Annotated in this window: 21 protein-coding genes; 11 read left to right on the top strand and 10 right to left on the bottom strand. The window is 70.2% G+C overall.

The genetic code is table 11. From position 1 onward, the window contains the following. Positions 1-3: 3 nt before the first annotated feature. The gene (locus AB0I45_RS07265) at positions 4-1,461 is read right to left on the bottom strand and encodes an NAD-dependent succinate-semialdehyde dehydrogenase (RefSeq protein WP_360317555.1); all 1,458 of its coding nucleotides are present in this window, start codon (positions 1,459-1,461) and stop codon (positions 4-6) included. Between the two features lie 188 nt (positions 1,462-1,649). Here AB0I45_RS07265 and AB0I45_RS07260 point away from each other — a divergent pair, with 188 nt between their 5' ends. Together AB0I45_RS07260 and AB0I45_RS07255 are read left to right on the top strand one after the other, a co-directional pair. Next, a complete protein-coding gene (locus AB0I45_RS07260; protein WP_360317552.1) occupies positions 1,650-1,994 on the top strand; it encodes a cupin in 345 nt (114 codons plus the stop codon). Then, positions 1,991-2,365, top strand: coding sequence for a DUF488 family protein (locus AB0I45_RS07255; RefSeq protein WP_360317549.1), 375 nt, complete (start codon positions 1,991-1,993; stop codon positions 2,363-2,365). The genes AB0I45_RS07260 and AB0I45_RS07255 overlap by 4 nt, the downstream gene beginning before the upstream one ends. Before the next feature lie 33 nt (positions 2,366-2,398). On the opposite strand, the gene AB0I45_RS07250 is transcribed toward AB0I45_RS07255, so the two are convergent. Beyond that, positions 2,399-2,719, bottom strand: a complete 321-nt coding sequence (locus tag AB0I45_RS07250; RefSeq protein WP_175406885.1) for a GNAT family N-acetyltransferase — start codon at positions 2,717-2,719, stop codon at positions 2,399-2,401. A gap of 298 nt (positions 2,720-3,017) precedes the next feature. Between AB0I45_RS07250 and AB0I45_RS07245 the strand changes: the two genes are divergently transcribed. Together AB0I45_RS07245 and AB0I45_RS07240 are read left to right on the top strand one after the other, a co-directional pair. Continuing rightward, the gene (locus AB0I45_RS07245) at positions 3,018-3,980 is read left to right on the top strand and encodes an ornithine cyclodeaminase family protein (protein ID WP_360317545.1); all 963 of its coding nucleotides are present in this window, start codon (positions 3,018-3,020) and stop codon (positions 3,978-3,980) included. After that, the gene (locus AB0I45_RS07240; protein WP_345029752.1) at positions 3,977-4,522 is read left to right on the top strand and encodes a GNAT family N-acetyltransferase; all 546 of its coding nucleotides are present in this window, start codon (positions 3,977-3,979) and stop codon (positions 4,520-4,522) included. The genes AB0I45_RS07245 and AB0I45_RS07240 overlap by 4 nt, the downstream gene beginning before the upstream one ends. A gap of 72 nt (positions 4,523-4,594) precedes the next feature. On the opposite strand, the gene AB0I45_RS07235 is transcribed toward AB0I45_RS07240, so the two are convergent. Beyond that, positions 4,595-6,013: an SLC13 family permease gene (locus tag AB0I45_RS07235; protein WP_345029754.1), complete on the bottom strand. Its 1,419-nt coding sequence runs from the start codon at positions 6,011-6,013 to the stop codon at positions 4,595-4,597. Positions 6,014-6,268: 255 nt separating this feature from the next. Here AB0I45_RS07235 and AB0I45_RS07230 point away from each other — a divergent pair, with 255 nt between their 5' ends. From AB0I45_RS07230 to AB0I45_RS07220, 3 genes are all read left to right on the top strand, one after another. Continuing rightward, the gene (locus tag AB0I45_RS07230; RefSeq protein WP_345029756.1) at positions 6,269-7,573 is read left to right on the top strand and encodes an MFS transporter; all 1,305 of its coding nucleotides are present in this window, start codon (positions 6,269-6,271) and stop codon (positions 7,571-7,573) included. A 121-nt stretch (positions 7,574-7,694) separates the two neighbouring features. After that, the gene (locus AB0I45_RS07225) at positions 7,695-8,867 is read left to right on the top strand and encodes a PLP-dependent aspartate aminotransferase family protein (RefSeq protein ID WP_345029758.1); all 1,173 of its coding nucleotides are present in this window, start codon (positions 7,695-7,697) and stop codon (positions 8,865-8,867) included. Positions 8,868-9,062: 195 nt separating this feature from the next. Next, positions 9,063-10,664, top strand: a complete 1,602-nt coding sequence (locus tag AB0I45_RS07220; protein ID WP_247423266.1) for an AMP-binding protein — start codon at positions 9,063-9,065, stop codon at positions 10,662-10,664. 73 nt (positions 10,665-10,737) lie between these two features. On the opposite strand, the gene AB0I45_RS07215 is transcribed toward AB0I45_RS07220, so the two are convergent. The 7 genes from AB0I45_RS07215 to AB0I45_RS07185 form a co-directional block, all read right to left on the bottom strand. After that, on the bottom strand, positions 10,738-12,036 hold the full coding sequence (locus tag AB0I45_RS07215) for a C4-dicarboxylate ABC transporter substrate-binding protein (RefSeq protein ID WP_345029760.1): 1,299 nt from the start codon (positions 12,034-12,036) through the stop codon (positions 10,738-10,740). A gap of 330 nt (positions 12,037-12,366) precedes the next feature. After that, positions 12,367-13,668, bottom strand: coding sequence for a TRAP transporter substrate-binding protein DctP (gene dctP / locus AB0I45_RS07210; RefSeq protein ID WP_247423262.1), 1,302 nt, complete (start codon positions 13,666-13,668; stop codon positions 12,367-12,369). Positions 13,669-13,860: 192 nt separating this feature from the next. Then, positions 13,861-15,159 carry a C4-dicarboxylate ABC transporter substrate-binding protein gene (locus AB0I45_RS07205; RefSeq protein WP_247423260.1) on the bottom strand — a complete coding sequence of 433 codons (1,299 nt, stop codon included), beginning with the start codon at positions 15,157-15,159 and terminating at the stop codon, positions 13,861-13,863. Between the two features lie 190 nt (positions 15,160-15,349). Continuing rightward, entirely contained in the window at positions 15,350-16,870 is a 1,521-nt protein-coding gene (locus tag AB0I45_RS07200) for a TRAP transporter large permease (protein ID WP_345029763.1), read from the bottom strand. Between the two features lie 27 nt (positions 16,871-16,897). After that, a complete protein-coding gene (locus tag AB0I45_RS07195; protein ID WP_247423256.1) occupies positions 16,898-17,434 on the bottom strand; it encodes a TRAP transporter small permease in 537 nt (178 codons plus the stop codon). A 267-nt stretch (positions 17,435-17,701) separates the two neighbouring features. Beyond that, entirely contained in the window at positions 17,702-18,871 is a 1,170-nt protein-coding gene (locus AB0I45_RS07190) for an acyl-CoA dehydrogenase family protein (protein WP_345029766.1), read from the bottom strand. 40 nt (positions 18,872-18,911) lie between these two features. Beyond that, positions 18,912-20,054, bottom strand: a complete 1,143-nt coding sequence (locus AB0I45_RS07185) for a thiolase family protein (RefSeq protein ID WP_345029768.1) — start codon at positions 20,052-20,054, stop codon at positions 18,912-18,914. A 244-nt stretch (positions 20,055-20,298) separates the two neighbouring features. Between AB0I45_RS07185 and AB0I45_RS07180 the strand changes: the two genes are divergently transcribed. From AB0I45_RS07180 to AB0I45_RS07165, 4 genes are read left to right on the top strand one after another with little or no spacing between them, the layout of a single operon-like run. Further along, positions 20,299-21,051 carry a 3-hydroxyacyl-CoA dehydrogenase gene (locus tag AB0I45_RS07180; RefSeq protein ID WP_295690523.1) on the top strand — a complete coding sequence of 251 codons (753 nt, stop codon included), beginning with the start codon at positions 20,299-20,301 and terminating at the stop codon, positions 21,049-21,051. 23 nt (positions 21,052-21,074) lie between these two features. Then, complete coding sequence (locus AB0I45_RS07175; protein ID WP_345029770.1) at positions 21,075-21,743, top strand: TetR/AcrR family transcriptional regulator; 669 nt, start codon at positions 21,075-21,077, stop codon at positions 21,741-21,743. A 7-nt stretch (positions 21,744-21,750) separates the two neighbouring features. Further along, entirely contained in the window at positions 21,751-21,912 is a 162-nt protein-coding gene (locus tag AB0I45_RS07170; RefSeq protein WP_360317532.1) for a hypothetical protein, read from the top strand. 34 nt (positions 21,913-21,946) lie between these two features. Then, entirely contained in the window at positions 21,947-23,491 is a 1,545-nt protein-coding gene (locus AB0I45_RS07165) for an AMP-binding protein (protein WP_345029775.1), read from the top strand. Positions 23,492-23,625 lie beyond the last annotated feature (134 nt).

Below are 23,625 nucleotides of genomic sequence, written 5' to 3'. Positions count from 1 at the left end.
TGGTCAGCCGCGCGGCAGAGCCACGTACTTGACCTCGAGGAACTCGTCGATGCCCACGCGGCCGCCCTCGCGGCCCAGACCCGACTGCTTGTACCCGCCGAACGGTGCGCCCGGGTTGGAGATCAGGCCGGTGTTGAGCCCGATCATGCCGCACTCGAGCTCCTCGGCCAGACGCATCGCGCGGCCGATGTTCTCGCTGTACAGGTAGCCGGCGAGGCCGTACTCGGTCTCGTTGGCCAGCGCGATCGCCTCCTCGTCGGTGTCGAACGGAGTGATCGGGGCGACCGGTCCGAAGATCTCCTCGATGCGGATGTCGGAGTCCTCCGGCACATCGGTGAGCACGGTCGGAGCGTAGAAGTAGCCCTCGCCGTCGATCTTCTTCCCGCCGGTGAGGACCTTCGCGCCCTTGCCCACGGCGTCGTCGACGAGCTCGGCGACCTTGTTCAGCGCCTTCTCCTCGACGAGCGGGCCCACCTGGGTGCCCTCGTCCAGGCCGTTGCCGACCTTCATCGCACCCATCCGCTCGGCGAGCCGGCGGGCGAACTCGTCGGACACGGAGCGGTGGACGAAGAAGCGGTTGGCGGCGGTGCAGGCCTCGCCGATGTTGCGCATCTTGGCGACCATCGCGCCCTCGACGGCCTTGTCGAGGTCCGCATCCTCGCAGACGACGAACGGGGCGTTGCCGCCGAGCTCCATCGAAGTGTTCATCACGGTCTTCGCCGCCTGCTCGAGCAGGCCGATGCCCACCTCGGTCGAACCGGTGAAGGTGACCTTGCGGGCGATCCCGGACTCCATCCACGGCGTCACGACGCGGCCGGCGGAGTTCGAGGTGACGACGTTGAGGACCCCGGCGGGCAGCCCGGCGTCGACGAGCGCCTCGACGAGCAGCAGCGAGGTCAGCGGGGTGAGCTTGGCGGGTTTGAACACCATCGTGCAGCCGGCGGCGATCGCGGGGCCGATCTTGCGGGTGCCCATGGCGAGCGGGAAGTTCCACGGGGTGACGAGCACGCACGGGCCCACCGGCTCACGGGAGACCATGATGCGGGTGCTGCCGTCGGGGGACTTGGTGAAGTCGCCGTCGATCCGCACGGCCTCCTCGGAGAACCAGCGGAAGAACTCGGCGCCGTAGGTCACCTCGCCCTTGGACTCCGCGAGCGGCTTGCCCATCTCCGCGGTCATCACCGCGGCGATGTCGTCGGCGCGCTCGATGAGGATCTCGTAGGCGCGGCGCAGGATCTCCGCTCGCTCGCGAGGTGCGGTGCGGCCCCACGAGTCCTGGGTCTCCCCGGCGACCTCGATGGCCTCCTCGGCGTCCGCGGCGGAGCCGTCGGCCACGCTGGTGAGGACCTTCCCGGTGGCGGGATTGATGACGTCGATGGTCTTCCCGCCTTCGGCGTCACGCCACTGTCCGTTGATGAACAGGCCGGTATTCATGCGGTCGATGATGGGCTGGACGTCCATAGCGCTCGTTCCCTTCCGTTGGGTGATCCTGGTTGCCAGGGGCTGGTGTCAGTCTAATGTGACACGCGGTGCATTCCACCCGCCTGTTCGACCCGTGGACGCAGCGGGCGGGCGCACGCGGTGCGGGGTTCCCGCAGCGATGACGGCGAGCCGTGGACGCGGGTGCTCGCGCCTGCTTGGATGGAGCCATGGTCGACATCACCGCACTCGCAGATGAACTGCTCACCCGCGCCCGGGCCGAGGAGCACGGCCGCGCCGCGGAGCTCGTGGTCCACGACGGGGTGCTGCGCCAGCTCGTCCTCGCGCTCGCCGCGGGCGCCGAGCTCGCCGAGCACAACGCCCCGGCCGCCGCCACCCTCCAGGCATTGCAGGGCCGGGTGCGACTGTCCTACGCCGCAGGGTCGTCGACGCCCGCGGTGGAGCTCGGTGCGGGAGAGCTCACCGTGATCGGCCACGAGCGGCACGGTGTGCAGGCGCTCGCCGACAGCGTGCTCGTCTTCACCACGGTCACCGGGCTTCCGGACGGCGCATGACCTCCGCCCCCGAGATCCGGTGCGAGCGCCTCTACGATTCGGCCTCCGGGCCGGGGTACCGGGTGCTCGTCGATCGGCTGTGGCCGCGTGGGGTGAAGAAGACCGCGTTCGAGCACGCCGAGTGGTGCCGGGACGTCGCGCCGAGCGGGGACCTGCGCCGAGCCTTCCACTCCGGCGGGATGGACTTCGAGACCTTCGCCGAGCACTACCGGCAGGAGCTCACGGATTCGGCGGCGCCGGGGGAGCTGCTCGACCGCTTCGAAGCCGCGCCGCAGCGCATCCTCGTGCTGCTCTACGGGGCGAAGGACGACGAGCACAGCCACGCTCAGGTGCTCGCTGAGAGGCTGCGGGAGCTCGCGCAGGAGCGATGAGAGGCTGCGAGAGCTGCGGGCCCTGGGCGCGCCTCAGCGGCGGGAGACGTGCTCGTCCCAGTCGTCGTGCTCGCGGACGAAGCCTGCGACGAACGAGCACGCCGGGACGATCGTCAGCCCCTCGGCGACGGTGGAGTCGAGCGCGTAGCGCACGACCGCGCCCGCGAGTCCGCGCCCGCCCCAGGCCGGCAGGGTCTCCGTGTGGGGGAACAGGCGCTGCTCGCCCCGGTCGCGGTATGCGGCGAGGCTCACCCGGGTGTCGCCGTGCCAGGCGGCGAAGTTCGAGGCCTCGGCGTCGTGGCGGAGCTCGAAGGTCTCGCCGTCGATCTCGATGGTGCGGGCATCCTGGCTCATGTGTCCTCCTCGATGCGGAACCGACGTCCTCGGTGTGGACCGGTGGTCGCGCGGGGCGACTGATCGGGTCAACGTCGGGGCCCGTGGTGCTATTCCGCGGAGCCGGGCTGGGCTGTGGTGCGCCCGACTGCGCCCTGATGTGCCGGGCTGTGCGTGGTGGGCCGCTCATTCCCTCCCGCCCGTGTCCGGGGGTGCCAGTACAGTGGTGCGCAGATGCAACGCGTCGCGGGCGCACCGCCCGCAGCGCATGGAATGCAGCGCGTGCGGCATGTGCGCCCACCCGGCGGAGGAGGACTTCATGAGGATTCTGGACGAGGCGACGGTCACCGCCGCCCTGGACTACGCAGGCGCGATCACCGCTCTGCGCACGGCATTGACCTCGGACTTCGACCCCGCCGACGACGCCACGCGGATGTCGGCCGCGCTGACCCGCGGCGAGTTCCTCTTCATGCCCTCCGAGATCGGTGCCTATGCCGCGGTCAAGGTGCTCACCGTCACCCCGGACAACCCGGCGGCCGGCCACCCCCGCATCCAGGGCAGCTGCCTGCTCCTCGACTCGCAGACCCACCGCACGCTCGCGATCCTCGACGGGCCGGCGATCACCAACCTGCGCACCCCCGCGGTCTCGCTCGCCGGGGTCTCCGACGCCCTCACCGACCGATTCCCCGACGGCGTGCGGATGACCGTGTTCGGCGCCGGGGTGCAGGGACTGCTCCACGTCGAGGCCGCGCGCGCCGTCGTCGAAGTCCGCGAGGTCACCGTCGTCGTGCGCAGGCCCGGTCGCGGCGAGGAGTTCCTCGCCGGCCTCTCCGAGCTCGGCATCCCCGGCACGGAGGTCCTCGGCGGCGACGGATCCGGCGGCGACTCGCCGGACCTCACCCGGGCGCTCGAGCAGTCCGACCTCGTCATCGCCGCCACCTCGGCCGCGGAGCCGCTGTTCGACGCCGATGCGATCCGCGACGACGCCGTCGTCGTCGCCATGGGCTCTCACAGCCCCGAGGCCCGCGAACTGCCCTCCGCCCTGTTGGGCCGGGCGACCGTCATCGTCGAGAGCCGCCACACCGCGCTCGACGAGTGCGGCGACGTCGTGCTCGCGATCGCCGACGGCGCACTGACGATCGAGGACACCGTGACCTTCAAGGAGGTCGTGACGAGCGGCGGCGCGGTGCTCGCCGACGACCGCCCCGTCGTGTTCAAGACCTCCGGCATGTCCTGGGAGGACCTCGTCGTCGCCAAGGCCGTCTACGAGGAGGTGTCGTGACCGGCCTGAACCCGCAGACCGCCGGGCCGGCGGACATCCCCGAGCTCGTCGCGCTCATCGAATCCGCCTACCGCGGGGACGACTCCCGGGCCGGCTGGACGACCGAGGCCGACCTCCTCGACGGGCAGCGGATCGACGCGGACATGGCCGCGGAGATGCTCGCCGAACCCGGCAGCACCGTGCTCCTGGTCCGTGACGAGTCCGGAGCCGCCCTCGGGACCGTGCACCTGCGCGACCTCGGCGACCGGACCGCGTACTTCGGCACCTTCGCGGTGTCCCCGCGCGCCCAGGGCCGGGGCGTGGGCAAGGAGCTCATGACCCACGCGGAGGCCTTCGCCCGCGACCGGTTCGGGGCCGAGCGGATGCGGATGACCGTCATCGACAAGCGCACCGAGCTCATCGCGTTCTACGAGCGCCGCGGCTACCTGCAGACGGGGGAGCGCGAACCGTTCCCCTACGGCGAGGACCGCTTCGGCCTGCCGCGCACCGAGGACCTCGAGTTCGTCGTCCTCATCAAGGAGCTCGGCCCGACTCCGGCCTGACGTCGACCCGGACCGGGTGCGCGCGGGGACGGGTCGCGCACCTCAGCGCAGTGCTCCTCCGATCGGCACCGCTCAGAACAGCATCGCCGGGACGACGAGGCCGCCGACGAGCAGGATCGGTCCGACGACGACCATCGACAGGCCGAAGCGCAGGAGCAGCTTCGTCAGCCTCTCCTTGTGCTCGGACGGCGCGGTCGCGACGACGGTCGCGCCGAGCGTGGAGAACGGGGAGACGTCGACGACGGCCGAGCAGATGCCGAGCGCGGTGATGAGCGCCCAACCCGGCAGGCTGCCGTCTGCGACGAGCGGCAGGGCGAGCGGCACGAGCGCTGCGAGGATTCCCGTCGTCGAGGCGAACGCGGACACGAGACCGCCGACCGCGCAGAGCACGAGCGCGGCGACGATCGGGGAGCCGATGGCCTTCGCGCCCTCGCCGAGCAGATCGACGGCACCCATCGTCTCGAGCACGCCGACGAACATGATGATGCCGCCGACGAGCAGCACCGTGGACCAGTCGATCTTGCCCACCGCGTTCTTGCCGGTGCCCGGGTCGACGATGGTGAGGAGCGCGGCGAAGCCGAAGCACAGCAGACCGATGTTGGGCTCGAGGCCGAAGGCGGCGATCGCGACGACGGCGGCGATGAGGCCGATCATGCAGATGACGGTGAGGACCTGGATCGGGGTGAACGGCGGCAGGGGAGCGTCCTCGTCCTCGGTGTGGGAGGAGTCGAAGAGTGCCTGGTCCTCCTCGTCCTCACCGAACTGGATGCCGGTCGTCGACGCGGAGCCGCGGCGCAGCGCGGTCTCGCGCTCGAACGGGTGGTTGGCGGGAGACCCGGAGATCGTCGCGAGGTCCGGCACGTCGATGTGCGCGGTGGAGGCGCGGCCCCGGCGGGAGAAGAAGCCGCGGCCGAACATCGCGTAGGCGGCGAGGAGGAGCAGGAGGTAGACGAGCACGGTGATCCCGAATAGGAGCATCGGATTGAGCCCGATCCCGGCGTCATGGGCGGTGCCGTAGGTGACGATGCCGTAGAGGCTCGTCGGAGCGAAGCCGCCGGCGCCCACGCCGAAGCAGATCGCCAGGCCCATGAGCGCATAGTCGACGTTGTAGCGGCGGGCCACCTGCATGCCCACCGGCATCATCACGAGGCCGGCGAGCGGGGCGCCCATCGCAGCGATGCCGGAGGTGAGGACGAAGAACACCACCGGGATGAGCGCGGCCTTCGACCCGACCCGGGTGAGCGCGCCGTCGATGATCCGGTCGATGGTGCCGTTCGTCTGCGCGATCGCGAAGAAGTACGTGACGCCGACGAGCAGCACCATGATCGACAGCGGGAAGCCCGCAACGACCTCGTCCGTGGCCATCTCCGTGAACAGGAGTGCGGTGCCCGCCGCGCCGGCGACCATGAGGACGCCGATGTGGACGCCGCGCACGGCGCCGATGGCGAACAGCGCGATGAAGATGATGATGGCCGCGATCTGTGCGAACACGACAGGCCTCCTGACCGGGACTCGACGGTGAGCTGACCTCATGGACGGTACAGGATCACCGACCGGTTAACAGGCGGACGCGTCCGAGGGGCGGACATGGCCGAGGGGCGACGCGTCCGAGGGGCGGACACGGCCGAGGGGTGGACGGCTCGGAGACGCGGTGGGCCGATGTGGGATGATGCGCGGACACCGGTTCGGACGCTCACCGCTGAGCTCTCCGCCGGGCCGGTCCCCTGTTCACCGAAGGAGTCGTGAGTGCCCTCGCCGCGCGCCGCCCAGCAGGCCAAGCTCATCACCGCCCAGCTGTTCTCCGGGGCCGGGATCGCCTCGGGCTACGCCGTCGGCGGACTGCTCGCCGAGCAGATCACCGGGCGCACGGCGATGGCCGGGTTCGCGCAGATGAGCGTCATCCTCGGTGCCGGCCTCGTCGCCTACCCGCTCGCCGCTCTCGCCGCCCGGACCGGCCGCCGGACCGCGCTCACCCTGGGCTTCGGGATCGGCACCGTCGGCGCGCTCGTCGTGCTCCTCGGGGTCGCACTGAGCTTCCTGCCGCTCTTCATGCTCGGCATGATGATGTGCGGGTCGGCGACCGCCGCCGGTCTGCAGGCGCGCTACGCCGCCGTCGACTTCGCCGACCCCGCCGCCACCGGGCGCGCAATGTCGCTCGTCGTCTGGGCGACCACCGTCGGATCGGTGCTCGGTCCGAACTTCACCGCTCCGGGCGCCCGGCTGGGCGAGGCGCTCGGCATGAACCCGCTCGCCGGTCCCTACGTCATCTCCATGGCGGCGTTCGCGATCGCCGCGATCGCGGCCTCGACTCTCGCCCGCGGGCTCACCGGGGGCATGCCGGAGCAGCCCGGCACCGAGGCCGCGGACTCGGCGCGCGACGCCTCGGCTGCGGACGGCGACGGGTCGCCCTCGGCCGGGGCAGCCCGGCCCGGCCGCCGCCTCGGCCTCGGCCTCGGGGAGGCGCTGCGCTATGCGCTCGCCCGGCCGGTGCCGCTGTTCGCGATCGTCACGATCATCACCGGGCAGATGATGATGACCAACGTCATGGTCATGACGCCGGTGCACATGGACCACCAGGGGTTCTCGCTCGGCTCGGTCGGCATCGTCGTGAGCATCCACATCGCCGGGATGTACGGCCTGTCCCCGCTGTTCGGCTGGATGTCCGACCGCTGGGGGCCGGGCTCGGTGATCGGGGTGGGCACGCTCGTGTTCGCGGTGACGATCGTGCTCGGCGTCGTCGACGCGCTCGCCGCGCGCTCCTCGATGGTCCTGCTCAGCACCGCCCTCGTGCTCCTCGGGGTCGGCTGGTCGATGTACCTCATCGGGGGCTCCGCGCTCCTCACCCGCTCGGTGCCGCCGGAGGCCAAGGTCACCCTCCAGGGCGTGTCCGATTCCGCGATGAACCTCGGGGGCGCGCTTATGGCCGCGATGGCCGGGGCCGTGCTCGGGCTCGGCGGCTTCCTGTGGATCAACCTCATGGCGACCTTCGTGCTCGTCATCGCCGTGGTGTTCGCGCTGCGGGCGCTGCCGCACATGCGCCCGGCGCGCTGAGCTCGGCGGGAGCCGCCCGCTGACACCCGCGCCGACCGGCCCCTTACGCGGCCACCCGCGCCGGCCGGCCCCTATACGGACACCTGTGCCGGCCGGAGCCCACGCGGATTACAGTGGCCCCATGACGCAGAACTGGGCCCCCGAGACCGTCGTCGTCGAGACCGGTCGTCCTCCGCGCGAGCACGACGCCGCGCTCAATCCGCCGATCACCCTGACCTCGACGTTCATCGGCACCGCCGGGGTCGAGGACGGCGGTCGGCAGTACGGCCGCTACGGCAATCCGACGTGGGAGCCCTTCGAGGCCGCGCTCGCCGAGCTCGAGGGCTCGGCCCTGCCGGGGCTCGTGTTCGCCTCGGGGCTCGCCGCCGTCACCGCCGCGCTCGACCTCGTGGCGCCCGGCGGCACGGTGATCATGCCCCGGCACTGCTACCTCGGCGCGCTGTCCGGGGCGCAGGAGTCCGCGGCCGCCGGCCGGTTCCGGATCGTCACCGTCGACATCGAGGACACCGCCGAGGTGACCGCCGCGATCGATGCCGCCGTCGCCGGGGCGGGCGACAGGGCTTCCGGCCGCGACCGCTCCGTCCTGCTGTGGCTCGAGAGCCCGACCAACCCGATGCTCGAGGTCGCCGATCTCCCCGCGCTGCTCGCCCACGCCCGCGCCGCCGGGGCGCTCAGCGTCGTCGACAACACCTTCGCCACCCCGCTCGTGCAGAAGCCGCTCGAGCACGGTGCCGACGTCGTCCTCCACTCGGTGACGAAGTCCCTGTCCGGGCACTCCGACGTGGTGCTCGGCGCGACGGTCACCGCGGATCCGGAGCTGCGCGAGCTGCTCCATCACCACCGCTCGGTGCGCGGCGGCATCGCCGGGCCCTTCGAGGTGTGGCTGGCGCTGCGCGGCCTGCGCACCCTGGCGCTGCGCGTCGAGCGCTCGCAGGCGAACGCGCTCGCGCTTGCCGAGCGGCTGAGCGAATATCCCGGGCTCGAGGTGCGCTTCCCCGGCCTCGCCACCGACCCCGGCCATGCCCGGGCGGCGGCGCAGATGACCGGCTTCGGGTCGATCCTCTGCATCGTCCTGCCCACCGCCGAGGCCGCCCGCACCGTCGCGGAATCGGTGCGGCTGTGGACACCGGCGACCTCGCTCGGGGGAGTCGAGAGCCTCATCGAGCGCCGACGCCGCCATGCCGCGGAGCCGGAGTCCGTCCCGGAGGGTCTGCTCCGCCTCAGCGTCGGGATCGAGCACGTCGACGATCTCTGGGCCGACCTGGAGCAGGCGCTCGACACCGCACTCGGGTGAGCGCGCGCCGCTCGGGTGAGGGAGCGCCCCTGCTCGGGCGAGCCTGCTCGGGCGCACCTCGGCTCGGATGGGTGACTCCCTTTACCCGTCACGGCTGACTGGTTAGACTCGAGTTACTGAACGTTTGATCAGTCGCACCCGCAGAGTGCCGGACAGAGCAGTCGGCGGCGGGCCGGCATCACCCGAGGAGTCGCCGTGGACCTGGAGTTCCAACTTTCCCGCACCCACCTGCCCGTCGCCGGGATCTACCGGCACGCGCACGAGATGCCCGACCGCCCGGCGCTCGTCGCCGGTGACACGGTGATCTCCTACGGCGAGCTGCTCCACCGCGTCCGGGCCGCCGCCGCGCGCCTCGCCGCTGCCGGGGTGGGACGTGGGGACCGGGTCGCGCTCGTCGCCGGCAACGCCGCGGAGTTCGCCGTCGTGCCCTACGCCGCGAACCTCCTCGGTGCGATCATCGTGCCGGTGAACTTCCGGCTCGCCGCCGGGGAGATCGCCTACATCCTGAGCAACTGCGAGCCGGCGGTCGTCGTCACCGATGCCGAGCGGGCCGAGGTCACGCGCACCGCACTCGCGGATGCGTCCGGTGCCGAGCCGGCCGGCGCCTCGGGTGCGGGCAGCGGGAGCACTGAGGACGGCGCCTCGGCGACGAGGGATTCCGCGCCGGTCCTCCTCGACCTGCTCGAGGTCGCCGCGCCGGACCCGGACGGCACCCTCCCGGCGCCGGATCCGGTGATCTGCGCGCTCGAGGACGACCAGGCGATCATGTACACCTCGGGCACCACCGGGCGGCCCAAGGGCGCGGTGCTGAGCTACTCGAACTTCCTCGCCACGACCATGCGCTCCTCCGCGTCCTGGCAGTACGTGCCGGGCGAGGACGCGGTGCTCGTCGCCTCCCCGATGTTCCACATCGCGGCCTTCAACGTCATGACGACGAACATCGCCAACGGCGCCACCTCGGTCATCACGCCTTCGACCGGGTTCGACGCCGGGCACCTCCTCGACGTCATGGCGGAGCACGGCGTGACGCGCACCTTCATGGTCCCGGCGCAGTGGCAGCTCATCGTCGACGAGCAGCGCCGCAGCCCGCGCGCCGTCGACCTGCGGTTCTACAGCTGGGGTGCGGCGCCGGCGACCGAGGCGCTCCTGACCGCGATGGGCGAGACCTTCCCGCAGGCGAGCTCGCAGGCGGCATTCGGGCAGACGGAGACCACCGCGAGCGGGGTGTCGCTGTCTCACGAGGACTCCCTGCGCAAGCTCGGCTCCGTCGGGCTGCCGGACCGCAACTACGCGATCCGCGTCGTCGACGCCCAGATGAATGACGTGGCGCCGGGCGAGGTGGGCGAGATCGTCTACCGCGGGCCGGGCGTGATGAGCCGCTTCTGGAACAACGAGGCGGCCACGGCCGAGGCGTTCGCCGGCGGCTGGTTCCACTCCGGGGACCTCGTGCGGCAGGACGAGGAGGGGTTCCTCTACGTCGTCGACCGGGTCAAGGACATGATCATCTCCGGCGGCGAGAACATCTACTGCGCCGAGCTCGAGAACGTCATCGCCTGGCACCCCAAGGTCGCCGAGGTCGCCGTCGTCGGGCGGGCCGACGAGAAGTGGGGCGAGGTGCCGGTGGCGATGATCGTGCCGAAGTCCGATGACGAGGCCCCGACGCTCGAGGAGATCCGGGACTTCTGCGACGGCAAGCTCGCCCGCTACAAGCTGCCCAAGGACGTCGTCGTCAAGGATGCGTTCCCCCGCTCGGGCACCGGCAAGATCCAGAAGACGGTGCTCCGCGACGAGGTGTGAAGCGGGGCATCCGCCCGGGTGAGAGTGCAATTTCGGAAGGTTTCGCGCTCAGGAACCTTCGAGAATTGAGGTCTCAGTGGGGGCGGTGGGGGAGCATGGTCTGCTCGAACAGCGCCGCGCCGAGGTCGTCGTAGCTGGCATCCTCCGAGTACCATTCGGGCATCCGGGTGAACTCCCCGCCGTCGGTGTGGCCGAGCTCCTCGACCTGCTCGGCCCACGCCTGCGCGGCCTCGTCGAGCCGCGCCGGGACCTCGGGCACTCCGGCGTCCTCCGCGGTGCGGGTGCTGAGCTGGCCGGCGTGCTCGGCGATCGCCGACTGCACGTCCGCATCGAAGGGCCGGACCGAACCGCCGGCGGCCAGGGCCTGCTCGACCGCGACCGCCTTCGCCCCGATGACGAGCTCGGTCATCGTGCTGAACGCCGTCGCCATGGAATCGAAGATCACCTGCTGGTAGGCCAGCGGCAGCTCGGAGTAGGTCTGCCCGGCGACATAGGCGCCGGCGGCGCGGGAGAACCCGGCCTCCGTCGTGTAGCCGATGTGCGGGGCGACCTCGAAGGTGCCGGCCTCGACATTGGGGGCGAGCTGTCCGAGGTCGCAGTCGACGGTGCCGCGCTGGAGCGCCTCGTAGGTCTCGGGGAACGACAGCGACACCGGTGAGGCGCCGAGCTCCGTGGCCTGCTCGCCGGCGGCCGCGGAGCCGATCCGCATCTGCGTGCCCTGCCAGTCGGCGCGCCCGGTGAGCGCCTCGGAGCACATCGTCGAGTACCCGCCGGAGGCGAGCAGCGGGATGAGAGGGACGAGGTCCTTGTCTGCGAACTCCGCGAGCACCTCGGGCGTGTCCCACCCGGCCTGCACCCCGGCGGCGTTCGTCGTGAGGTCCCCGGAGACCGGGGAGGACGACAGCGTCGACATCGCGGTGCTGATCGCGTCGAAGGCCGGGTACTCGGTCGGGGCGTAGGACGGCAGGGTGTAGGCGAGGTCGACCCGGCCGTCGGCGAGCGCGTCGTCGATCTCCGCGTACGAGGCGATCGCCTGCCCCCACACGACGTCGACGGTGATCTTCCCGCCGGAGCGCGTCTCGATCGCTTCCGCGATGTCGGTGCCGTTGGGGCCGAGGATCGACTCCGCCGAGGTCGCGGAGGGCTGGTAGGTGATCGTCACCGGGTCGAGCTCGGCGAGTGCGGCATCCACCTCGGACTGCGCGGCCCCGAACGCGAACCCGGCGCCCGCCTCGGCGGACCCCTGGTCCGCGGCGCCTCCCGCGCCGCCGGCGCACCCGGCGAGCAGGCCGGCGGCGGCGAGGAGTGCGATCCCCGGGCCGGCTCCGCGGCGGGCGAGGGGTGGGGCGATGGTGGCCGGGGTGCGGTGCATGGTTCTCCTAGGGCGTTTGGCGGGCGTGCACCCACCCTATTCCGCAGGTGGGCGATCCGATCGGGCCTGCGGTATGACGATCGCCACAGTCCCGTCTCCGGCTCGCCAGGGCGGTGCCGTGGTCCAGCGCGCACGACGGTGGGCCGTTCCCGGATGATGGGGTCCCTGGACGCGCGCCCGCGGACCCTCCAGGACGCACGACAGCGCCGCCGGAGGGGAGATCCCCTGCCGGCGGCGCCGTTGTGGGTGGACGTGCGTGTACCCGATGAGCGTGCCAGGTCAGTGCATGAGTCGGGTCAGCACATGAGCCCGATCGGTGCGTGAGCCCGATCAGCCCTCGGAGCCCGGACGGTGCTCGGCTAATGCGTCCTCGTACACGGCCTGGCCGACCTCGCGGTAGTCGGTCTCGGTGTCGTACCACTCGTCGAAGTCCGCGGTGGAGCCGCCGTCGGTGAAGCCGAGCTCCTCGATCTTCTCGGCCCACTGCTGCTCGGACTCCTCGACGCGGGAGGTGATGTCGTCGCCGAGGATGCCGGAGGACTGGATCTCCTCCTTCTTCGCCTCGTCGAACTCGCCGATCTCCGTCTGCAGGTCCGCGGGGAACTCGACGATCTCGCCGCCGGCCGCCTTGGCCTGCTTGATGCCCTCGGCGTTGCCGCCGATCGTCGTCATCATCTGGCCCTGGTAGTAGTCGGCGTAGACGTCGAACAGGATCTGCTGGTAGGCGAGTGGGAGCTGCTCGAACTTCGAGCCGGCGAGGATCGCACCCGGCGAGCGGGTGTAGCTCGTCTCCGTCATGTAGCCGACGTGGGGTGCGACCTCGAAGATGCCGCCCTCGGCCGAGGGCACGAGCTGCGCGAGGGTGCAGTCGACGGTGCCGCGCTGGAGGGCCTCGAAGGTCTCGACGTACTCGATCGACACCGGGGAGGCGCCGAGCGAGGCCATGAGGTCGTTCTGCGTCTTCGAGGCGATGCGAACCTGTCGGCCCTGCCAGTCGTCCTTCTCCATGCCCGGATCGGAGCACACGGAGTAGTAGCCGCCGGAGGCGACGACCGGGACGAGCGGCGTGATGCCCTTCGAGGTGTACTCCTCGATGATCTCCGGGGAGCCCCAGGAGACGTCGGCTGCCACCGCGTTGGCGATCATCTCGCCGGTGAACGGGGAGGGGGAGATGCCGGCGAGCATGTCGCCGAGCGCGTTGACGGCCGGGAACTCCGTGGGCTGGTACACCGGGAGGGTGTAGGCGAGGTCGACGCGGCCGTCGGCGAGCGCGTCGTGCACCTCGCCGTAGCCGGCGATGGCCTGGCCCCAGACGACGTCGACGGTGATCTTGCCGCCGGACTTCTCCTCGATGGCCTTTGCTAGCTCGGTGCCCGAGGGCGACTGGATGGACGCCTCGGATGCGGCCGAGGGCTGGTAGGTGATGGTGACGGGATCGAGCTCGGAGATGGCCGCGTCGATGTCCTCCTGCGAGGCGCCGACCTCGTAGCCGTCGCCGCTCCCGGCGCCTCCCCCGCCCCCGCCGCCGCCGGCGCTGCCGGCGCAGGCGCTGAGCCCGAGGGTGAGGGCGGACGCCGCGGACAGGACCCCGATGGTGCGGGTGCGCGTGAAGTGCGAGCGCAGTGTTCTCATGATGACTCCTTGTGTCTCTCGTATGCCTGCCCCGGTGGGGGCCTGCGGATCTGTGGGGTTCGAGCCGGCGGCGCAGGCGGTGCCGGTGCTCGCGGCGTGCAGGGTGCTGCGGATGCGGTGCGGGCCGGTCTCCCGACCCACCGGTGGCGGGGACCGTCACCGGCCCCCGCCACCGCCGTGCCCTGCTGCGGGTCAGCTCGGACGGTGCTTCATGGCGTTGCCGTTCTCGTAGGAAGCGGTTGCGTAGTCCATGAAGTCCTTGCTCTCGTCGTACCAGTCGTTGAAGTCCGCGGTCTCGCCCTCATCGGTGTAGCCGAGGTCCTCGAACTCCTTCGCCCATTTCTCGCCGGCGTCCTGGATGATCGTCTCGATGTTCTCATCGATCTGACCGTTGCCGATCGCCTCGTCGGTGAGCTGGGTGGAGTAGTTGCTGATCTCCTCCTGGATGTCGTCGGCGAACGGCGTCACCTCGCCACCGGCATCCTTGGCCTGCTGGACGGCCGCGGCGTTGCCGCCGATGACCGCCTCCATGCCGCCGGAGGAGGCCAGCGCGTTGCTGTCGAAGATGATCTGCTGGTAGGCCAGCGGCATGTCCGCGAAGCTCGACCCGGCGAGGTACGCACCCGGTGAACGCGAGAAGCTCGCGGTCGTGGTGTAGCCGAGGTTCGGGGCGACCTCGAAGATGCCGGCTTCGGCGGACGGCACGAGCTGGCCGAGGGTGCAGTCGACGGTGCCGCGCTGGAGCGCCTCGAAGGTCTCGACGTACTCCATCGACACCGGGGATCCGCCGAGGTGCTGGACCTGGGCCGACTGCGCGGTCGAGGCGATGCGGGTCTGCAGGCCTTGCCAGTCGTCGGCGGACTCCACCGGCTCGCTGCACACGGTGTAGTAGCCACCGGACGCCGCGAGCGGGGTGAGGGGCACGAGGCCCTTCTCCTCGTACTGCGACAGGACGTTCTCGTTGCCCCACCCGATCTCGTTGCCGACCGCGTTCGCGACGAGCTCGCCGAGGTACGGGGAAGCGGAGAGGCCGGCCATCGCGGTGCCGAGGTCGTTGACCGCGGGGAACTCGGTGGGCTGGTAGACCGGGAGGGTGTACGCGACGTCGAGGCGGCCGTCGGCGAGCGCGTCGTGCACCTCGGCGTAGCCGGCGATCGCCTGGCCCCAGGTGATCTCGACCTCGATCTGGCCGTTCGAGCGCTCCTCGACGATCTCCTTGAAAACCGTGCCGGCCGGGGCCATCACCGAGTTCTGCGAGGCGGCCGAGGGCTGGAACTTGATGGTGATCGGATCGAGACCCTCGATCGCGGAGTTGACGTCCTCCTGCGAGGCGCCGTACTCGAAGCCGCTGCCGGCGTCCCCGCCGTCACCGCCTCCGCCGCCCGAGCCGGCGCTGCCGGCGCACGAGCTCAGCGCGAAGGTGAGGCCGGCGGCCATGGCGCAGATGCTCAGCGCGCGGCCCTGGAAGCGGGTCGTGGTGAGTGTTTTCACTGTGTCTCCCTTTTTCTGTCGTTCCTCGTTGAACGATTGTGGTGCGATCCGCTCCGCCGCACCGGACTGCGGTGCGGTGCGGACCGGGCTGGCGGGGCAGGGCATCGTGCGCCCTGCCCCGCCGGTGCCGCCGGTCCCGCAGGTGCGGGGCCGGCGACGGTGCCGTGATTCCGGCGGTGCGGGTCTGCGGCTATTGGGTGGCTGTGCCGCCGCTGGTCCTCTCGAGGATGGCGGGCAGCCATTCGGTCATCTGCGGCACCGCGATCATGATGCCGAGGAACAGGATCGCGACGGGCAGGAACCAGGACAGGGACACGAACACGTCCTTGAGCGTGACGTTCTGTCCGAGGTTGACCTCCGGGCTCTTGCAGATGTTGTGGACGATGTAGGACAGCAGGCCGACCGGCGGGGTGATCATGCCGAGCTCGCCGAGGAGGACGACGAACACGCCGAACCACAGTGGGCTGACTTCCATCGCCTCGAGCGTGGGCAGGAGGATCGGGATGGTCAGCAGCATCATCGACAGGGTGTCGAAGAACATGCCCATGACGATGTAGAGGACCACGAGGACGAGCAGGAAGCCGATCCGGTTGAGCCCGAAGCCGAGGATGAAGTCCGTCATCATCGGGGCCAGGCCGGTGATCGCGAGGAGGCGGGTGAGCATCTCCGCGCCGATCATGATGAAGAAGATCGCTGCGGTCGCGCTCACCGTGGAGAACGCGGCGTGGGTGACCTTCTGGAAGGGCTTGTCCTTGCGGGTGTACCACAGGGTGAGCAGCAGCGCGGTGAAGGCGGCGGCCGCACCGGCCTCGGTCGGGGTGAAGATGCCGGAGAACATGCCGCCGAACAGCACGGCCATGATGACCGGGAAGCCCCAGATCTCGCCGAGCGAACGGAAGCGATCGCCCCAGGTGACATTCTCCCGCGTGCCGGTGGCATCCGGTCCGCGGCCCACGAGCTTGGGGGCGACGAGGCCGAGGATGAGGATGAAGAGCGCGAAGGTCAGCGCGATGAGGATGCCGGGGACGGCGCCGGCGACGAGCTGCGGGCCGACGGGCACGCTGGCGATGCCGGCGTAGATGACGAGGAGGATCGACGGCGGGATGAGGTTGCCGGGCAGGCCAGCGACGATCACGGTGCCGACGGCCACGCGCTTGTCGTAGCCGGCGCGCAGCATCTCCGGGATGCCGGCCCGGCCCAGCGCGTAGGTCATGCCGATCGTCGAACCGGAGACCGAGGACAGGCCCGCGCCAGCGGCGGTGGTGCCGATGCCGATGCCGCCGGGCAGCCAGGAGAACCAGCGGTCGGTGGCGCGGTAGATCCGGGTCGTCATGCCCGACTGCGTGAGCAGCATGCCCATGAAGATGAACATCGGGAGCACCGAGTACGACCACTTCGAGACGCCGTGGAAGGGTGCGGTGGAGAGGATGTTGATCGTGGCCGGGATGCCCGACAGCGCGTAGACGCCGATCAGGCTCGGTACCGCCAGGGCGATCGCGACGGGGACGCTGAGGAACATCAGGACGATCATCATCGCGATGCACCACATGCCGGCGACAGCGCCGGACGGGCTGGTGAACACGCCCACGAGGCAGACCGCGACGAGGGCGAAGCCGACGATGAGCGAGATCAGCCCGGGCTTCTTGCGGCGGGAGTCCGAGGGCAGGACGCTGGGGATCGTCCCCAGATTGGTGTCAGTGGTGTGAGACATATGCAGTAATCCTGTCTGGGGGCCGCGTCAGATGACGGTTTCTTCGATGTCGTGCTCCGCATGCTCACCGGTGAGGAGGTCGATCTCCGGGTCGCCGGTGCGCAGCGTGACGACGATGTCGACGATGAACAGGATCGCGAGGACGACGAACACGAGCGGGACGAGGAAGTACACCGGCCAGGTGATGATGTCGGTGACGCCAGCGGTGGAGCCCATCTCCATGTTCTCCAGCGCCTCCTCGAAGCCGAACCACGCGAACCCGATGCTCACGAGCGCAGAGAGCGCGAAGGCGAAGACCTTGAAGAACGCGGCGGTGCCGTGGCTCATCCGCTCGATGACGAGGGAGACGGTGATGTGCTCCTTCTGCAGCTGGGCGGCCGGGATGCCGAGCAGGGCGATCATCGGCAGGTACCAGTAGGCCACGATCTCGTTCGTGCCGTAGATCGGGGAGTTGAAGAAGTAGCGGAGGAGAGCGTGCGCCACGACGTGCAGCATCATCACGATGAGCGCGATCGCGGTGAGGACGGAGAGGATCTTGTCCACGCCCTGGTTGAATTTCAACATCGGAGTCACCTTCGTCTTCGACGGTCGGCCGGTGGGGCCACTGTGAGCTGCGGCACGGTGCCGGCTCGCTTGGATCAACTTAACGATTGCTCATTAGATTTACAAGACGGGCGGGTCGAGAAACTGAAACCGTTATCAAGTTTCTCCCGGGCCGTGATTCCGGCCCCCCCGCTGGGCGGGATCCGGGAATGCCGAGGGGCCGCACCGCGCCGTCCCCTCGCGGGGGAGCGGACGCCGTGCGGCCCCTCGTAGGAAGGCGGGGTGCGCCTACTTCTTCGCGGCGTAGCGCTTCTTGATGTCCTTGCCGATGATGTACTTCATGACCTCGGACGTGCCGCCGTAGATCGTCTGGATGCGGCTGTCGCGGAAGGCACGACCGATCGGGTACTCGAGCATATAGCCGTAGCCGCCGTGGAGCTGGAGGCAGCGGTTGATGACCTCGAGCTGGAGCTCCGCACCGACGAGCTTGGCCTTCGACGCCTCGACCGCGGTGAGCTCGTCCTCGTTGAGGGCGAGCGCGCAGCGATCGACGTAGGCCTCGAACGCATCGACGCGCGCCTCGAGCTCGGCGAGGACGAACTGCGTGTTCTGCAGATCGCCCAGGGTGCCGCCGAACATCTCGCGCTCGAACACGTACTTCGAGGTCCAGTCGAGTGCGGCGCGGGCGCCGGCGAGGCCGCCGGTGGCGATCCCCATGCGCTCATACGGCAGGTTCGTCATGAGGTGGATGAAGCCCTTGCCCTCCTCGCCCAGGAGGTTCGCGTGGGGGACGCGGACATCGCTGAAGGACATCTCCGAGGTGTCCTGCGCAGCGAGGCCGACCTTGTCGAGGTTGCGACCGCGCTCGAAGCCGGGGGTGTCGCAGTCCACGATGAAGAGCGAGACGCCCTTCGATGCCGGCACGTCCGGGTTCGAGCGGGCCACGACGACGACCCAGTCGCAGTTCTGACCGTTGGTGATGAAGGTCTTCGCGCCGTTGATGACCCACTCGTCGCCGTCGCGCACCGCGCGGGTCTTGATGTTCTGCAGGTCCGAGCCCGCGCCGGGCTCCGTCATCGCGATCGCGGCGATCTTCTCACCGGCCGCGAGCCCCGGCAGGTAGCGCTGCCGCTGCTCGTCGTTGGCGAAGGACTCGAAGTAGCCGGGCACGATGCCGTCGGACACACCCCAGCCGGAGGTCGCGGAGCCGAAGCCGCGCTTGGCGACCTCCTCGCCGCGGACCATCTCGAAGCGGTAGTCCTTGATGCCCGAGCCGCCGTACTCCTCGGGCAGCGAGAAGCCGATGACGCCGGCCTCGGCGGCGGCCTTCCACATCGAGCGGTCGACGATCTTGTTCTTCTCCCACTCGTCGAAGTGGGGAGCGACCTCTTTGTCGAGGAAGGCCGCCACGGTGCGGCGGAAGTCCTCGTGGTCGGCGGTGTACAGATTGCGCTTCATCGCACTCTCCTGGTTCTCGGTCGGCTGCCGGCGGGGCTGTTCAGAGCAGCTCGAGGATGGTGGCGTTGGCCTGGCCGCCGCCCTCGCACATCGTCTGCAGGCCGTACTTGATGTCGTTGTTGACCATGTTGTGGACCATGGTCGTCATGAGACGGGCACCGGAGCCGCCGAGCGGGTGGCCCATGGCGATCGCGCCGCCGTGCGGGTTGAGCTTCTCCGGGTCCGCGCCGAGGTCCTTGAGCCAGGCGAGCGGGACCGAGGCGAAGGCCTCGTTGACCTCGAAGGTGCCGATGTCGGAGATCGACAGGCCGGACTTCGCGAGCGCCTTCTGGGTGGCCGGGATCGGAGCGGTGAGCATGATCACCGGGTCGGATCCGGCGAGCACCGCGGTGTGCACCCGCACGAGCGGCTTGAGGCCGAGCTCCTTGGCGCGCTCCGAGCTCATGATGAGCAGGGCGGCGGTGCCGTCGGAGATCTGCGACGCGTTGCCGGCGGTGACGACGCCGTCCTCCTTGAACACCGTACTGAGCTTGCCGAGCTTCTCCAGGGTGCCGCCGCGGCGGATGCCCTCGTCGGCGGTGATGAGGCCGTGCTCGGTCTCGACCGGGACGATCTGGGACTCGAAGGCGCCGGAGTCGGTGGCGGCGGCGGCGCGCTCGTGGGAGAGCAGCGCGAAGCTGTCCATCGCCTCGCGGTCGAAGCCCCAGCGCTCGGCGATCATCTCAGCGCCCACACCCTGGTTGGGCTTGGTGTTGTCGTAGCGGGCCATGAACTTCTCGCCGTAGGGGTTCTTGCCCTGCGAGGAGGAGCCCATGGGGTTGCGGGACATCGACTCGACGCCGCCGGCGACGACGATGTCGTACTGGCCGGCGATGACACCGGCGGCGGCGAAGTGGACGGCCTGCTGCGAGGAGCCGCACTGGCGGTCGACGGTGACGCCGGTGACGGTCTCGGGGAAACCGGCGGACAGGGCGGCGGTGCGCGCGATGTCACCGGTCTGCTCACCGGCCTGGGTGACGCAGCCCCAGACGACGTCGTCGATGAGCTCGGGGTCGACGCCCGAGGTCTTCACGAGATCCTCGAGGACGAGGGCGGAGAGGTCGGCGGGGTGGATGCCGGAGAGCGCACCCTCGCGCTTTCCGGTCGGGGTGCGGCGGGCTGCGACGATCACTGCATCGGTCATGGGAACTCCTCTGTTCGTGCGGGATGCGGTCCTGCTCGGGTGTGCGGGGGCGGTTCGGACGGCGGCCTGGGTGCCCGAGGCGGAGCGGCGCAGGGCGCGGAGCCGGGGCCGGTCCGATCCGCGCAGGCGGTCGGCGTTGACTTATCGCGCGTTCAGCTTCACATACGAGCCAAAAACAGTCAATATGGACTGGTAAGCAATCCGACTGCGCACACACGCGTTCATTCGACGAGGAGTCAACGACATGCAGATCAAGGACCAGGTGGCATTCGTCACCGGCGGAGCTTCGGGCCTCGGGCTCGCGACCGTCAAGCGGATCATCGCCCAGGGCGGCAAGGCCGTCGTGTTCGACCTCAAGGGCGAGGAGGCCGTGGCTGAGTTCGGCGACAGCGCGATCTTCGTCGCCGGCGACGTCACGGACGAGGAGCAGGTGGCAGCGGCGATCGAGCGCACCTCCGAGCTCGGCGACCTCCGCATGGTGATCAACTGCGCGGGGATCGGCAACGCGATCCGGGTGTCGGGCAAGAAAGGCCCGTTCCCGCTCGACGCCTTCAACAAGGTCATCCAGGTCAACCTCGTGGGCACCTTCAACGTCATCCGCCTCGCGGCCGCCCACATGCAGAAGATCGAGCCGCTCGGCGAGGAGCGCGGCGTCATCGTCAACACCGCCTCGGCCGCGGCCTTCGACGGGCAGGTCGGCCAGGCGGCGTACTCGGCGTCGAAGGCCGGAGTGGCCGGCATGACCCTGCCGATCGCGCGCGACCTCGCCTCCTCGCTCATCCGCGTCGTCACCATCGCCCCGGGCATCTTCAAGACCCCGATGATGCTCGGCGCCTCGGAGGAGACGCTGAAGTCGCTCGGCCAGCAGGTGCCGCACCCCTCGCGGCTCGGCGAGCCCGACGAGTACGGTGCGCTCGCGCAGCACATCATCGAGAACCCCATGCTCAACGGCGAGACGATCCGGCTCGACGGCTCGATCCGGATGGCGCCGCGCTGAGAATCCAACAGGCTGACGGACCGGTGACGGGCGAGCGGATGCCGCAGGGCGCCTCGGGAGCGGATCCCGGGGCGCTCCGCGGCGACCCCGCCGGCGGCCAGGAGCGCGGGCGGCTGGCGCGGGAGGAGATCCTGTCCGCGGCGATCGCCTGCCTGCTCGAGGACGGCTACGCGGCGACGACGACCATGCGCGTGCAGATGCGCGCCGGGGTGTCGCGCGGCAAGCTGCTCCATCACTTCCCGTCGAAGCGGGCGCTCATCACCGCCTCGATCCGCCGGCTCGCCGCCGACCGGCTCGACACGAGCACCGCGGACTACTCGACCGCCCCGCCGGAGACCGAAGTGCCCGCGCGCGTGCGCTGGGCGATCGGCACGATCTGGCTCACCTTCTTCCACCCGAACTTCTGGGCCGCGCTCGAGACCTGGATCGCCGCCCGCACCGACCCCGACCTCGCACGTGAGCTCGTCGACCACGAGAAGCAGGTACTCCTGCGGGTGCGGGAGAACACGCACCGGATCTTCGGCGCCACGATCTGCGCCGACCCCGCGTTCCCCGCGATGCTCGACGTCGTGTTCACGAGCATGCGCGGGATGGCCCTGACCTACACCTTCTCCGGCCGCAATCCCGACACCGAGCCGATGATCAACACCTGGGTGCGCACCGCGCTTGCGCTCCTCGGGACCGAGGACTGAGATCGTGGTGCCGCCCGCGGATCGCCCCACCGCCGACGCCGGGGGCGGCAGCGGCTCCGGCGCGGGCACCGCCGGCGTGCGCGGTCGGGGTGGCATCGGGTCCGCGCTCGACGGCTTCCCAGCGGTCGGCGCCTCGGCCCCGGCAGGCAGGCCTGCCCCGCCCACCTGATTTGCCCCATCCGCCCATCCTCAGAGGAGCATCAATGGAGATCGCCGCCCACCTGACCGGACCCACCTACGGGTCCACGATCAAGCGCACCCTCGAGCGCCACCCCGACCGCATCGCATTCTCCGACGCCCGGGGGCAGCAGACCTATGCCGAGGTGCTCGACCTCATCGGCCGGTACCAGGCGGTGCTGAGCGCGGCGGGCCTCGAACGCGGGGACGGCGTGGCCGCCCTCGGCGCCAACCGCTACGAGGTCTGGGTGCTCGGCGCGGCCGTGCAGTCGCTCGGCCTTTACATCACCTGGCTCCACCCGATGGGTTCGCTCGCCGACCAGGCCTTCCAGATCGGGGACTCGCAGGTCAAGGCGCTCGTCGTCGACGAATCCACGTATGGGGAGCGCGGTCGCGAGCTTCAGCAGGTGGCCGAGGATGCCGGGCTGCAGATGTGGACGATGAGCCCCGCGGATTTCGTCACCGACCTCGAGACGGCGGCCGCCGCGGTCGGCCCGCAGCCCATGCGCCTCGCCGCCGAGCACTCCGATCTCAGCATCATCAACTACACCGGCGGCACCACCGGCCGGCCCAAAGGCGCCTACCGGCGGCAGTTCAACCTGGGGCCGTCGACCGCGGACATCCTCGCCGACTTCGAGCTGCCGGAGACCCCGCGCTACCTCCTCATCCCGCCCATGAGCCACGTCGCCGGGACGAACGTGCTGCCGACGCTCATCAAGGGCGGCACCGTCCACCTCATGTCCGGGTTCGACCCGGCTGCCGTGCTCGAGACGATCGAGCGGGAGAAGATCAACTTCACCCTGTTCGTCCCGACGATGGTCTACGCGCTGCTCGATCATCCCGACCTCGATACCTGCGACACCTCGAGCCTCGAGTACATCCTCTACGGCGCCTCGCCGATGTCGGAGAGCCGGCTGCGCGAGGGCATCGAGCGGATCGGGCCGGTGTTCGGGCAGCTCTACGGGCAGACCGAGTGCTACCCGGTGTCGGTGCTGTCGAAGGAGGACCACCAGGACCCGGCGCTCCTCCTGTCGTGCGGCAAGCCGGTGGAGTCCGTCGACGTCCGCATCCTCGACCCGCTGGGCGAGGAGGTGCCGCTCGGGGAGTCCGGCGAGCTGTGCGTGCGCGGCCGCGGTGCGATGAGCGGCTACTGGCGCCGCGACGACCTCACCGCGGAGACGATCGTCGACGGCTGGCTGCACACCGGGGACATCGCGCGGATGGACGAGCAGGGATACCTGTTCATCGTCGACCGGAAGAAGGACATGATCATCTCCGGCGGGTTCAACGTCTACCCGCGGGAGGTCGAGGACGCCCTCGCCACCCACCCGGCGGTGTCGCAGTCGGCGGTGTTCGGGATCCCCGACGAGAAGTGGGGCGAGCAGGTCACGGCGGCGGTCATCCTCAAGTCCGGCGCGAGCGCGAGCGAGGAGGAGCTCATCACCGTGGTCAAGGATCTCAAGGGTGCGGTGCAGGCGCCCAAGCAGGTGCTCATCGTCGACTCCCTGCCGCAGACCGCGGTCGGCAAGGTCAACAAGCGGGCCCTGCGCGACCAGCTCACCGGCGACTGACCTCCCCTCCGAGAGTGCAATTCTCGAAGGTTTCTGTGAGCCGGCGTCATACAGTCATCGCAACACTCGTTGTCAGGGTAGGTGCGAAAGGGGTTGTGTGATGGTCGGGTCGAGGAATGCGGGCAGGGTCGGTC

Origin of the sequence: Brevibacterium sp. NPDC049920 (assembly GCF_040656435.1) — a bacterium.
Classification (GTDB): domain Bacteria; phylum Actinomycetota; class Actinomycetes; order Actinomycetales; family Brevibacteriaceae; genus Brevibacterium; species Brevibacterium pityocampae.
This window is presented reverse-complemented; position numbering and strand designations above follow the sequence as displayed.

Excerpts from the sequence above, each read along its gene's own strand:
- AB0I45_RS07165 (WP_345029775.1), top strand. The coding sequence starts at position 21,947 with ATGGAGATCGCCGCCCACCTGACCGGACCCACCTACGGGTCCACGATC.
- AB0I45_RS07215 (WP_345029760.1), bottom strand. The coding sequence starts at position 12,036 with ATGCACCGCACCCCGGCCACCATCGCCCCACCCCTCGCCCGCCGCGGA.
- AB0I45_RS07250 (WP_175406885.1), bottom strand. The coding sequence starts at position 2,719 with ATGAGCCAGGATGCCCGCACCATCGAGATCGACGGCGAGACCTTCGAG.
- dctP (WP_247423262.1), bottom strand. The coding sequence starts at position 13,668 with ATGAGAACACTGCGCTCGCACTTCACGCGCACCCGCACCATCGGGGTC.
- AB0I45_RS07190 (WP_345029766.1), bottom strand. The coding sequence starts at position 18,871 with ATGAAGCGCAATCTGTACACCGCCGACCACGAGGACTTCCGCCGCACC.
- AB0I45_RS07255 (WP_360317549.1), top strand. The coding sequence starts at position 1,991 with ATGACCTCCGCCCCCGAGATCCGGTGCGAGCGCCTCTACGATTCGGCC.
- AB0I45_RS07185 (WP_345029768.1), bottom strand. The coding sequence starts at position 20,054 with ATGACCGATGCAGTGATCGTCGCAGCCCGCCGCACCCCGACCGGAAAG.
- AB0I45_RS07225 (WP_345029758.1), top strand. The coding sequence starts at position 7,695 with ATGACGCAGAACTGGGCCCCCGAGACCGTCGTCGTCGAGACCGGTCGT.
- AB0I45_RS07180 (WP_295690523.1), top strand. The coding sequence starts at position 20,299 with ATGCAGATCAAGGACCAGGTGGCATTCGTCACCGGCGGAGCTTCGGGC.
- AB0I45_RS07245 (WP_360317545.1), top strand. The coding sequence starts at position 3,018 with ATGAGGATTCTGGACGAGGCGACGGTCACCGCCGCCCTGGACTACGCA.
- AB0I45_RS07200 (WP_345029763.1), bottom strand. The coding sequence starts at position 16,870 with ATGTCTCACACCACTGACACCAATCTGGGGACGATCCCCAGCGTCCTG.
- AB0I45_RS07265 (WP_360317555.1), bottom strand. The coding sequence starts at position 1,461 with ATGGACGTCCAGCCCATCATCGACCGCATGAATACCGGCCTGTTCATC.
- AB0I45_RS07195 (WP_247423256.1), bottom strand. The coding sequence starts at position 17,434 with ATGTTGAAATTCAACCAGGGCGTGGACAAGATCCTCTCCGTCCTCACC.
- AB0I45_RS07260 (WP_360317552.1), top strand. The coding sequence starts at position 1,650 with ATGGTCGACATCACCGCACTCGCAGATGAACTGCTCACCCGCGCCCGG.